Below are 12,103 nucleotides of genomic sequence, written 5' to 3'. Positions count from 1 at the left end.
GCGCACATTTCATGGCCGTTTTACTGAATCGTGTATTGCCTCATAAGTTAAATATTTTCGATGGGATAGTAGAATTAGTAGGAGGACCGCTATTGGTTATAGGCGCAATTGTGTGCTTTGATGTATTCGAACCCTGGCCGCTAAAAATCATTGGGATGTTTGCTTGGATTGTTTTGATTTTCTTTGTACCTTCAATAATAAGTCCCAGGCGTTAACTCGGTCTATTAATCAATGTCTACGTCATTTCTTCACCCACGGAATCCAACATAATGTGCCCCACTCTTTCGCAGGTCATTGAGGTTGTACGTCAGTCCTCGGGACATCATCGCAAGCGCATTGATGAGAACACCCTAATCGAAGCCGACCTCGATATATGCGGCATGGATGGCGATGCCCTGATTGAAGACTGCGAGGAAGCGTTTGGCGTTACGCTCGTCACTGAAGAAGATGGCTATGAGAAAAGTTTTTCTCTCACTGACAACGAGTTTCTTTTTAGTACCGAGTGCATAGATTACTTTGGTATCTGCCGTTTGATTCGCAGGCTACGAGGCATTCCCGAACCTGTGATACGCGATTTAACCGTTGGCGAACTCCATGCTGTGCTGGTTAAGGCTGTGAAAGAGCAAATACATCATGATTGAATTACTTTTAGCGTAGTGCGGGCATGTGCTCACATGCCCGCGCATACTGGCTTGAAGTTTAAACAGCCTGCCCACTCCCACGCTTAATCACCGGAACATCACCTGTATCATTCAGCGCTCCCGGAAAGGTCTTCAGCCACTGCGCGACTTTCTGTTTATTTATATTCACCACGCTCATACCTTCCAGACATCCCCATAATTCTCTTGTATGCTGCGGCGTAATCACAATGCAGTCTTTCATGGCGCGGATTTTTACAGGCATACCGTTGATAAAGCCCGCACGGGTTAACCAGTCGCCACCCAGGAGAAGGTATTTCATGTCTATGCGTGCATACAGTTCGCAGCAGGCGGCGCTGTCCTGCGGCGTTTCCGCGCGGGGATGAATGGGTGCCGCGTTGGGCTGGTTGCCGTGAAGACGGCGGGCGCTGTTTTTGCGTACCAGCTCGCGGTTTTCAATCATGCCGGTGAAAGCGTCTGATTCTGTTTTGCAAACAGTAAACTCTGGCTTAAAATTCGTCGCAGCCATATACAACTCCATATTAGTTGGTTGTGGTTAGCGGTATGGGGGTGTTGCAGCACCTTCATATCGCGAATTCTTCTTTAAATATTCTTTGATACTTCCTTTCGCCGGTTGGCGTAATTTCTGGTGACCATTATACAGGGCTGAATATAAATACAGCGGTTTTGGGTGGGGTAAATTTGGAATTTGCGAGGGGGATTCAGGAAATAATGTTATGCACGGTAAGGTCATGTTTTTGTTAGTTGCGGGTTGATTGGTCTGGGTTTTGCGAGCATCATCGCAATTATTTACCTTCTTCCGTAACGCGATGGCTTCCAGCAAAACTCTCGAACAGGCAATTGCCGACATCACCATCTGGCGCAAAGGCGAACAGCGTGCGCCGCATAAGCCTTTATTGCTTCTGTACGTGCTGGCGAAGTATCAGCAGGGGCATGCGCGACTGTTTGATTATGGAACCGAAGTCCACGAACAGTTGCTTAGCCTGCTAGAACGCTTTGGCCCACAGAGGAAGATGCATTATCCGAATATGCCTTTCTGGCGGCTCAAAGGGGATGGATTTTGGGATCTGAAAAATACTGAGTTCTGTTCGACCACTGGCAGTAAGCAACCGCCTGTTAAAGAACTTGTAGAAAATAACGTCGCAGGCGGGTTTGATGAAGAACACTTTGCGCTGCTGAGTAGGAACAAAAACCTGATCGGCTCGCTGGCGCAGCAGATCCTTGAAGCGCACTTTCCTGAAAGCATTCAGGAAGAGATCGCGGATGAGATGGGTTTTGATATCCAGCAGATCCGTAAGGTTCGAGATCCGCTGTTCCGCCAGCAGGTGCTACGTGCTTATAACTATGAGTGCGCAATCTGCGGGTTTAACATGCGACATGATAACGCCTCTGTAGGACTTGAAGCCGCGCATATTAAATGGAAGCAGTTTGGCGGGCCGTGTGAGATCCCGAACGGATTGGCGCTGTGCGCAATTCATCATAAGGCGTTTGATAAGGGATCGATTGGACTAGATGAGAGTATGCGGATGCTGGTGTCCGAGGCGGTGAACGGGAGCGGGATTGTCGGGCGGCTGTTCTGGGATTTTGCTGGGAAGCAGATTGCATTGCCTATGGTGAAGGGGAATTATCCAGAGGAGGGGTTTGTGGAGTGGCATCGTAGGGAGGTGTTTAGAGGATGAGTGCGAAGGCCGGACTCCCATATATAACTTAAGTTCATGATTTTAAATAATTAAAAAAAGCAAATACTTTTGTACCAACGCAGACACCAACACATAATTTCATTGATTTTCGGCATCGAACCCGAACAAACATGGTTGACTGGGTTCAGATGCCGACCCCTGCTACTCATCATTTTCCTCGACATACTTTAGCTATTCGGACCATAGCAATAGAACCAATACCGATAAAAGCAACTTACGGACTTCTTGCCCTAACTGGATCCCAGTCATCTCAAAATTGGCGTTAGTGTTAGACATATATTCAAGCCTATCTCTTATCTGAAGATACAGCTACTGTCTGGTGTTTCAGGGGGCCACATCAGTAACAATCCTGACCCTGAGGGCATCAGGTCTTTCTTCAATCCCAAACTCCGATTATCTGAGCAAAAATTTCTCTATATTTAGTGCATTTACAAATATATCTGATTTCGTAAACTAGATTGCAAAATTGAAAGTTGGTTCTGAAAAAGGTAGACCAGTTTAGAACCTGAGCTGACTACAGGAAATGGAATGGTTTATTCGATAAAACACGGCATTGTCGAACAGGACGGGTGTCCAATCGCTCCCGAATTGCTTTTTAGACTTGGCAAATTTGTAGCTGAGGATAGAGACAGCGAAACTACTTTGGTCATATCAAAACGCCCAGCTGAACTGAAATTCCGGTTCAGCCATGAACCATCACCTTCATTCAGTTTGTTTTTCAGGAAGGCAGAGCTTACTCCTGATCAGGTAAATTCTTTGGTGGAATACGGTTATTTTATTGCTGATGGCAAACGGGTGTATTTTGTCAGTGACAGACTTAAGGATTTCTCTGTATCTGCCTGCAACAAGCTGTCACTTCCCGGATTGCTCAAACTACTTCGCAAACTATACAATGATGGACTTATTGACGATCTTCCATCATCCCTTGTAGAGAAGCTCAGGGCACAGCAGCAGAAAATATCACTCCACGATAAACTCTTTGTCAGGGAACTCTACCCCTACCAGAATGAAGGAGTGGCATGGCTGACCTTCTGTGCAGCCAACGGTGTGGGTACCATCCTTGCCGATGATATGGGTCTTGGTAAGACTGCTCAAGTGATTGCCCTGTGCTGCGATGTTCTCGAACATAATCCTGAAGGTAGGATCCTTATTGTTGTTCCCAATCCTCTGCTGGCCAACTGGATCAGAGAATTTTCTTTTTTTGCTCCTACACTCAGACCTTTTCTCCATTATGGGCAGAACAGGAGCGGTCTCAGTTCAGATCTTTCCCAGCACAATATAATCGTTACTCCCTATACCATATTGAGTTCCGATATTTCGATGCTGGAAGAAATCTCGTTTGACCTTGTACTTTATGATGAAGCCAGTATGCTGAAAAATCCTCGGTCGGGAAGATCTCTTGCAGCAAGACGTCTTGATTCTGTTGCTTCCGTTGCAATGTCGGGCACTCCTGTCGAGAACTGCCTTCTTGACGTCTGGGCTCTCTGTGACCTGGTTTTCCCCGGTTTTCTCGGAAACGAGCAGGATTTTAGATCTCGTTATGTTCATCGCGAACTGTCCAAAACGCTCAATATGGACCTTCACGGGCTTGAAAACAGTCTCCGGCAGATAACCCTGCGACGGATGAAAAAAGATGTCCTGACACAGCTGCCTGAAAAAATGGATATTCACAGAGCTGTTACCGCAGGAGAGAAGGAACGAAATACCTATGAATCCATCATTGAGGAGATGCAGCTGGATGCGGCAAACGGAGGAGGAGGTATGCTACCCCTGATCAACAAACTACAGCAGTTTACGGCACATCCAGCTCTTCTAGATCCGAGCATACCCCATGATGTCAAATCCCTATGCCTCCACAGCGCCAAATTCGAACTACTGATGATGGAACTGGACGGCATAGAACAATCCGGAGAAAAAGTCATCATCTTTGCCACATTCCAGAAGGCAATCGATCTGCTAGGTGCTGCAGTTAGAGAACGTTATGGCATCACCCCAGGAGTGATTGACGGACGGACTCCAAATGAACAACGGCAGCCTCTGATTGACAGATTTTCCAAATCGTCCGGATTCGATCTGCTGCTTTTGCACCCTAAAACAGCCGGCATGGGGCTAAATATCACCGCTGCCACCAATGTAATCCACTATTGCCGACAGTGGAATCCGGCCCTTGAGGCACAGGCTACGGCAAGAGCATGGAGAAATGGACAGAAATCTGTGGTTAGTGTTTATTACATGTATTACGCGGATACTGTCGAAGAAATGATCGATGAACGGATACGAATGAAACAGAAGCTTAGCGAGCAGGTTGTTGCAGTGGCCGACTATAAAGAAACAGACAAACAGCTGATGCTGGAATATTTGGAATCGATAAAAAAATGACAGATAAAATTGAATTACAGGAAAATGATTTCCGACCTTCTGCTGCGAGGCTGGTCGAAAGCCTCCGTGATACGGGTTACAGTGAAAAAGCGGCATTTGCTGACATTGTAGACAATTCAATAGCAGCTAATGCTACGAAAATTGCCATCGAGCTCCAATATCTGATGGGAGAGTTCCGAGTAGTCATTACTGATAACGGTGATGGAATGACTGAGTCCGAGCTGAAGAATGCGATGCGGTACGGTTCCGAAAAACGGCCGAATCCGAAGTCACTGGGCAAATTTGGAATGGGGCTGAAAACTGCGTCTACGGCATTCTGCCGTAGACTGGTGGTACTTTCACAAAAAGAAGGAACTGCAGTAGGCCGTATCTGGGATCTCGATACCATAAGTGAAAAAGATCGCTGGGAACTCGAGACCCCAGATGAAAACGACTATTACGACGATTTCGAAGTTCTTGAGGATTTCTCCGGAAATTCAGGCACCATGATTGTGTGGGAAAAAATTGATCGTCTGATCAAGCCAGGCAGCGATAGACAGATGCTTGATCAGATCCGGACCCTCGGCAAGGAACTTGTTGACGAACTGAGTGCCGTCTTTTTCAAATATCTTGCCTCCGGAAACGTAGAAATTTCACTCAAAATTGCGGATGAACCCGAAATTTTTCTCCAAGGATGGGATCCCCTGTCTACTGAACTTGTTACCAGTGGCGGGGCCCGTCCCCAGCTCTTGAAAGAAAAGAAAATCCACGTCGAGTTCAACGGAAACAGCTATTCTTTCACAATCAGAGGAAGCCTGATTCCATCGCAGAATGAGCTGACTGCGGAAGAGCAGGGGGCTGTGAGATACGGATTGGATAATCAAGGGTTCTATATTTATCGAGAAGACCGGTTGATATGGAATGACGGCTGGCCTCACCGAATGTATAAAAAGGAAGGTAAGATCACCCGTCTGCGTGTCGAGCTTGTTTTCTCCCATGAACTTGATGATGTATTCAGTATCGATTTCCGCAAAAGCCGAGTGATAATCCCTGTTGAAATCCGTAGGAAACTACAGTCGCTGATTGCTCCATGGCGTCAAGCACTACTTTCCGTTTCGTCAAAAAACCAATCTGAACAGTCCGGTTCGACACGTGCACATGGTCCTGCTGATAATGCAATAGATAAGCAGAAAAACCGTACAAAAAACTCCGATATAAAGGTTGATGGCGAAACAGTTACCATCAGAAACCAGAACCAGCCCAAACCTGCAGTAATCAACGATATACGCGTCTATGAAGACAAGACTGTCAGGGTTCACGAAGAAAACTCCCTGATGGGTGACAATCTCTGGGAACCGTCATGTGACATTGATGGAAATACCTGCGTAACACTTGGGAAGTCGCATCCATATTTCCTGAAAATGTATGATGTCTGCAAGGGCAATGTAGAAGCTATGAAAGCACTCGACATGCTTCTTTGGAGCCTTGCAAATGCCGAGCATGGTGAATACTCAGAAGCGAACAAACACACCATGAAAGGATTCCGTCAGAAGGTCAGTGAGAGTCTTCGTTATCTCAGCCTTGAACTGCCGGATCCGGAAGAGGATTCAGAATGAGTTATGAATACGATCTGGCCGATTTCAAACGTTACCTTTACGACAAAAACCACAGTTACAGGGTAGATGGACTGATTTTCTGGCAGAACAGGATTCCGCTGCCGATTGACCTGTTCAATCGAATATTCGATGAATCAGATCTGATAATTGCAGATTTTGTCTATCAGGTAGCAGCAAGCGCTGCCGTTTTCAGCAAAAAAGAGTCATTCGAGAGTACCTTCGGGCTGGAAGTAACAAATCTTCCAACCGACAAGCTTAAAGCGGAAATACCAGCACTGTCCACGTGGGTGGATGAACATCTGCCTGAAAATTGCAGAATTGTCCGTATGATATATGAAATCGCGGAGCTTCTGGGCCTTTCAGAGTTCAGGTTTTCCGGTGATAGGATCGCAAAATCGCTTGCTCACCAAGGGAAAAAGTATGCCCGTCTATTCATGCCGAGTCCGGTAAAGGATCTAGTGAACAACATTCAGGGATGTGACACCATCGGGCAGGACAATACTGACATGTTCGGTAATATCATTGCCGACCGTTATAACATTTACCGTTCAGGTTTCAGTGATGCCTTGGCTATCATATTCAATGCCCTACTCGAATTTAGGCTCCTGTTTTCTGGAAAAAGCGGCAATCTGCCTAGATTTAGGGTAATGATAACTGCTCCTGACGACATCGATATTCGTTTCGGTAAAACAGCCGACGGTTCATTGTGGGAACCAGGTTACGGGGACGATCATTTCATAACAATTAATACTGAACATCCCGTGATGAAAAATCAGGCAAAAGACCAAGGCTGTGCACTGGCCGAATTGCTGTTTTTTATGGGGCAGTATGAAAACTCTCAGTTTTCGGACCAGAACAAGAAATTTATTGAAAACATGCGACAGACAATATCCAGAAATCTCTGGATCAAGTATGACTAGTTTTTCTCATGCAAGGACGGGACAAGTATGCTTTCAGAACTGGATATGGTGATGAACTGGTTCAAAAATGAACCAGAATCGGCATGGCAATTCGATGAGATCGAATTCGATGATGAAACAAGAACGGTTCTATCTACAACCGGACTGACATTGCTGGACCATACAGCACGGATGGAAACTGGAAGCGGGTATCACTGTTATATACCATGCCAGTATCTGATGTATATGCTAAAGATTGGGCCATTTGTAAGACTACTGGACAACTACATCTCTGTATTCGAAGAAATCAAGAAAAATATGCTTCCGGCAGAATTCGAAGCAATGATCGAAAGCGGAACGTCAAACGAGCAAGCGCTCGTTTCGCTGGACATATACAGCCGCAGTAACTTTTTCTGGGCTTTCAAAGATCCCAGAACAAGACTTGAGGCAAAAAATCTAATAAACACGAGCTCAAAAACTGGGAAAAAGAGTTATAGGCAATCCGATGATTTTGTCAAATCGGTCTTGCTGGCATCATTGCCGGTCCCGAATGTAAGCTCGGAAACACTCGGTACCCTAATTCTTGATCTGGTGCGTTCACAAGAAAAATATGATTACCTTCAAAGGAGATATATGCCCAGTCTTCCTTATATGTTCTGTGTTCATGATGGGGATGAACTGCTGTTCAGAATAATGACAACCATTGGCTGGTCCGGTCAGTTTGATCCTTTACTGGGGACTGACCCCGATGCCGAATTCGTTTCATGGAATGATATAGACAGGGCATTTCTTCTTCGCCCATCTAGGGAACCCGGCAATGCGCTGTATGTCCAAAATCCCGTCCATTTTTCTGTTCCGCTTGAGAAATATATTTTCATCAGAAAGGGGCTCTTGGATACTCCCGATTCACTTGAAAAAATATCGGTTCTGGTTTCCGGTTTATGGCCGAGGATGACTATCCGGAACAGAGAGGGCAAGTTCTTTTTCGAGTCATCGGCCAGAGCCTCCGTATCCGGACCCAGAGTGACCGGTGGAACGAACAGAATCTTCTATGGGGCACCCGGCACGGGAAAAAGTTACAGGGTCCATGGTGAAATGAGTGACGGTGCAGAAAAGATTGTTACAGTTTTCCATCCTGATACTCAGCATAACGATTTTGTCGGTGCCCTGAAGCCTAAAATGGAAAAGGATGAACAGGGCGAAAGCAGCATAACCTACAGTTTCAGACCTGGCCCCTTTACCTGCGCACTCATACTGGCCATTGCTCGTCCAGACAAAAAGGTCTGTCTCATTATCGAAGAAATCAACCGTGCTTCTGCTGCAGCTGTCTTCGGCGAGCTTTTCCAGCTTCTAGATAGGGAGCCTGATGGAACGAGTACCTACAGTATCAATGCCGCTGATCCGGATATGATCGAGTATATAAATACGGAACTAGATACTATGGGATGTACTCCTGTCGATAGCCTACGGATCCCGTCCAACATGTCTCTACTGGCTACCATGAACAGCAGTGATCAGGCAGTTATGCCGCTGGATACTGCATTCAAACGGCGCTGGAATTTCGAATATCTCCCAATCGATTTTTCAAAACCGGAGCTCCCACAAACCGAAATCGTTTTCTCCACTAATTCAGGAAAATATTCGGTACTCTGGAGCGATTTTGCTCAAATTATTAATGACACCCTTGTCGAATGTGAGATAGCAGAGGATCGTCTAATCGGCCCGTTTTTCCTAGATTCTAAAGAATTGGAAAATGGGGAAGCAGCGAAAGCTGCCCTTGGCGGCAAACTGTTCATCTATCTGTGGGATGATGTGCTGAGACATGTCGGACACCAGAAAATATTTGCGTCAACCTTCAGGACTTTCGGCAACCTATCTTCAGCATTTCGCAATGGCATGGCTGTTTTCTCCACTGCCGTAGAGAACAGACTTGAAGGGGTGGGCACTCCTGTTGACATGAACAGGGATCCGCAAGATGTTGCCAGCTGATATTCTGTATCTTTCAGACAGAACACCTGTCACCGATCGCAGTATTCCTACAACCGTTCTCGATGAGCTGAGAAACAGGGGGCTGCTAGCCCCCGACATGCAGAAAATCCATTTCTGTGGAGTCATGTCTTTCAATAGAGGCCTGGCTGTATTTCTGCCACGAAATAACAGTTCTTCTCGTGAATCGCAGGCTCTTTCAGCACATTATCTGCTCCGCTCACTCCTGAAATTCTACCGAGATAGAGACACCGGTGTTTTTGATGGGGATGCAGGAACCAGACTTATCGGTGGTGAATCCCTATCGTTGGCAACTGCACTGATTGACGACTATCAGACGAATGGTCTCTATGTCCGCCGGATGAGAGTCGATACAACCAACTCCGGAAAAGTTGTATGGCCGGAGACTATTTCCCGAAGGACTGCCTATCCTAGCCCATCTGGGCCTGTATATATCGATCCTGTAACCACACGTTCGCGCTACCTCACCGATAGCGAGACAGCAAAGATTCATGCCTCTGTAATGAGGGAGCTCTATCCGGTATACGGAATGCTCTGGACAGGCAGTAAGGGCACTCCTGAACGACTGCAGAATATTCCGCGTCCTGAGGGAAATGTTTTCTCATGGGTTGTACACCTAAGAAGAGAACTGCAGTTCAGCTATTCCGAAAGGGATATTTTCCTTTTGCGCCGACTGATCATGTATCTTGAAACAGGGAGAGGAACGGGGAATAGCGGGGTTCTTATCGGTGTCAGGAAGTTTCACAGCCTGTGGGAAGCTATGCTTGATGAATGCTTGGTGGGTAAATACCGAGTTAACAATAAATTGCCTATTCCCGTGTATCGGGCCGGCAGTGACAGGTTTGTTCCCGTTGCCAACAAGAGCCAGAGAACAGATACGGTTCTCTACAATGCAGAAAAAACACACGTCGCGATCATAGATGCCAAATACTATGATGCGAAGACACCGGATAGTGCTCCTGGTTGGCCGGATCTGGTAAAACAGTTTTTCTACCAGAAGGCGCTTTCTTACCTGGTGCCGGACGGTACCCACATCACAAACCATTTCATTTTTCCTGGAACAGAAAAGCCGCTCAGTGCTGTCCATGTTGCGGAAAGGGGAAAGGTTCTGGTTACGGAAGCTGACTGTCTATCCGAATATCCGCCGATTCATTGCCATTACCAGGATCCCCTAGAACTACTTCGTCTGTATTCAACAGGAGAAAAGCTGGTAGAACTGACCCGCGAAATTTTTACAGTCTGAAAAGATTCGGACTGTGCCCAGAAATGTCGATAGACATGAGATCCCCTCATTGATTGATCATACGTACAGTGATAGTATCGCCGGGAATAAAACCGGATAAGGTGAGCATGGGATGGACAGTAAGAATAAATTCCAATATATCAAAAATATGAGAAAAAAATTAGGCATAGGTCGCACCGAATTTGCCAATCTTCTTGGACTCGGTGCCACCGGAGAACGCACGGTCCGAGGATGGGAAGAAGAAGAACATGAACCGTCTTCCGCCAAATGGCAGGCCATTCTCGATGTGGAAAAGAAGATGACTGAATATCTGGAAAACGCACCTTTCCGCCAGCAACCTGAAAATGAATGCAATTTCACCTTCATCGATCTGTTTGCAGGTATCGGCGGTATTCGTCTTCCTTATCAGCAGCAGGGAGGGCACTGTGTATTCTCATCCGAATGGGACAAGTTCTCCCAGAAGACCTATCTAACGAATTTCGGCGAAATGCCCCAAGGTGACATCACTAAAATTCCGGCATCCGACATTCCTGATCATGATGTACTGCTTGGTGGATTTCCATGCCAGGCTTTTTCACAGGCCGGATTGAAAAAAGGTTTCAGCGATACCCGTGGAACCATGTTCTTCGAAATCCAGCGAATCATGACAGCCAAGCGTCCAAAGGCATTCATGTTGGAAAATGTCAAGCAACTGCAGGGACATGATAAGGGTCGTACCCTGAAAACCATTCTCGATATCCTGCGGGGCAACGGGACCCATTCCGTTCCGGATGATATCCCGATTAGTGAGGATGCCCGCAATGCTCTGTCCGAAAAACTCAATTACTGGGTTGATTACCGTGTACTGCGTGCAGGTGACTTCGGTGCCCCCCAGAACCGTGAACGTATTTTCATCGTTGGTTTTGACCGTGACTATTATAGGGGCGTGGATTTCGACAGTGTGTTCAGATGGCCGGTACCTCCTATGACTCCGACCCGTGTTGGTGACATTCTGGAAGACCTCGATCATCTGCCTCTGTCACAAGACAGATATACCATCTCGGATAGACTGTGGATAGGTCACCAGAAACGGAAACAGGAACACGAAAAGAAAGGTAATGGTTTCGGCTATTCTCTTTTCAACAAGGACAGCGAATACACTAATACCATCAGTGCCCGTTATTACAAAGACGGCTCCGAAATCCTGATTGACCAGTCACATTTGGGTAGGAACCCGCGCAAGCTGACTCCGCGCGAATGTGCACGCCTACAGGGATTCCCTGACGACTACATCGTCGATGCTGTTTCACAGGGCCAGATCTACAAGCAATTTGGCAACTCTGTCTGCATGAATGTCATTCGTGCGGTCTCGGAACAGTTGGTCGAAACTATGAAAAAAGCCGAAATACTGGCTGGTAAGAACCAGAGTCTGGAGCGAACAACAGGCTAATGACCCTGCTGTGGAAGAAAATGTCGTGATGTGATGCCCCCCTTTCCTGAAGCAGTCAATGTAATACTGCCACGGTTTGCGTTTGCAATGGGAGTAAATCACATCACTACATATGTACCCTTTTCATTATCACAATATTCCTCAGTGTTAGACTGCATGCTGCGCCATCCACTTCCGATCTGATTGCTTCAC

At 46.5% G+C, this 12,103-nt stretch carries 9 protein-coding genes; 8 read left to right on the top strand and 1 reads right to left on the bottom strand.

The window, feature by feature from the left end; translation table 11 throughout:
* Nucleotides 1-269 precede the first annotated feature (269 nt).
* Nucleotides 270-641, top strand: coding sequence for a hypothetical protein (locus HV355_RS21115; RefSeq protein WP_182403311.1), 372 nt, complete (start codon nt 270-272; stop codon nt 639-641).
* Nucleotides 642-699: 58 nt separating this feature from the next.
* On the opposite strand, the gene HV355_RS21110 is transcribed toward HV355_RS21115, so the two are convergent.
* Nucleotides 700-1,167, bottom strand: coding sequence for a SymE family type I addiction module toxin (locus HV355_RS21110; protein ID WP_182403308.1), 468 nt, complete (start codon nt 1,165-1,167; stop codon nt 700-702).
* 301 nt (nt 1,168-1,468) lie between these two features.
* Here HV355_RS21110 and HV355_RS21105 point away from each other — a divergent pair, with 301 nt between their 5' ends.
* The 7 genes from HV355_RS21105 (at nt 1,469) to dcm (ending at nt 11,911) form a co-directional block, all read left to right on the top strand.
* Nucleotides 1,469-2,338 (top strand): phosphorothioated DNA-binding restriction endonuclease, encoded by an 870-nt coding sequence (locus tag HV355_RS21105; RefSeq protein WP_182403306.1) that lies wholly within the window; start codon nt 1,469-1,471, stop codon nt 2,336-2,338.
* A gap of 549 nt (nt 2,339-2,887) precedes the next feature.
* Complete coding sequence (locus HV355_RS21100) at nt 2,888-4,738, top strand: DEAD/DEAH box helicase (RefSeq protein WP_182403303.1); 1,851 nt, start codon at nt 2,888-2,890, stop codon at nt 4,736-4,738.
* Nucleotides 4,735-6,333, top strand: coding sequence for an ATP-binding protein (locus HV355_RS21095; RefSeq protein ID WP_182403302.1), 1,599 nt, complete (start codon nt 4,735-4,737; stop codon nt 6,331-6,333). Before HV355_RS21100 ends, HV355_RS21095 begins: the two co-directional genes overlap by 4 nt.
* Complete coding sequence (locus tag HV355_RS21090; RefSeq protein ID WP_182403299.1) at nt 6,330-7,253, top strand: hypothetical protein; 924 nt, start codon at nt 6,330-6,332, stop codon at nt 7,251-7,253. Before HV355_RS21095 ends, HV355_RS21090 begins: the two co-directional genes overlap by 4 nt.
* 27 nt (nt 7,254-7,280) lie before the next feature.
* The gene (locus HV355_RS21085) at nt 7,281-9,221 is read left to right on the top strand and encodes an AAA family ATPase (protein WP_182403297.1); all 1,941 of its coding nucleotides are present in this window, start codon (nt 7,281-7,283) and stop codon (nt 9,219-9,221) included.
* The gene (locus HV355_RS21080) at nt 9,208-10,482 is read left to right on the top strand and encodes an LlaJI family restriction endonuclease (RefSeq protein ID WP_182403295.1); all 1,275 of its coding nucleotides are present in this window, start codon (nt 9,208-9,210) and stop codon (nt 10,480-10,482) included. Before HV355_RS21085 ends, HV355_RS21080 begins: the two co-directional genes overlap by 14 nt.
* Nucleotides 10,483-10,594: 112 nt before the next feature.
* Nucleotides 10,595-11,911, top strand: coding sequence for a DNA (cytosine-5-)-methyltransferase (gene dcm / locus HV355_RS21075; RefSeq protein WP_182403292.1), 1,317 nt, complete (start codon nt 10,595-10,597; stop codon nt 11,909-11,911).
* The last annotated feature ends 192 nt before the right edge of the window (nt 11,912-12,103 follow it).

The organism is Enterobacter sp. RHBSTW-01064 (genome assembly GCF_014103035.1).
Classification (GTDB): Bacteria; Pseudomonadota; Gammaproteobacteria; order Enterobacterales; family Enterobacteriaceae; genus Enterobacter; species Enterobacter mori.
This window is presented reverse-complemented; position numbering and strand designations above follow the sequence as displayed.

Coding starts and splice junctions, on each gene's coding strand:
- HV355_RS21080 (WP_182403295.1), top strand. CDS start 9,208: ATGTTGCCAGCTGATATTCTGTATCTTTCAGACAGAACACCTGTCACC.
- HV355_RS21090 (WP_182403299.1), top strand. CDS start 6,330: ATGAGTTATGAATACGATCTGGCCGATTTCAAACGTTACCTTTACGAC.
- HV355_RS21115 (WP_182403311.1), top strand. CDS start 270: ATGTGCCCCACTCTTTCGCAGGTCATTGAGGTTGTACGTCAGTCCTCG.
- HV355_RS21095 (WP_182403302.1), top strand. CDS start 4,735: ATGACAGATAAAATTGAATTACAGGAAAATGATTTCCGACCTTCTGCT.
- HV355_RS21100 (WP_182403303.1), top strand. CDS start 2,888: ATGGTTTATTCGATAAAACACGGCATTGTCGAACAGGACGGGTGTCCA.
- HV355_RS21110 (WP_182403308.1), bottom strand. CDS start 1,167: ATGGCTGCGACGAATTTTAAGCCAGAGTTTACTGTTTGCAAAACAGAA.
- HV355_RS21105 (WP_182403306.1), top strand. CDS start 1,469: ATGGCTTCCAGCAAAACTCTCGAACAGGCAATTGCCGACATCACCATC.
- HV355_RS21085 (WP_182403297.1), top strand. CDS start 7,281: ATGCTTTCAGAACTGGATATGGTGATGAACTGGTTCAAAAATGAACCA.
- dcm (WP_182403292.1), top strand. CDS start 10,595: ATGGACAGTAAGAATAAATTCCAATATATCAAAAATATGAGAAAAAAA.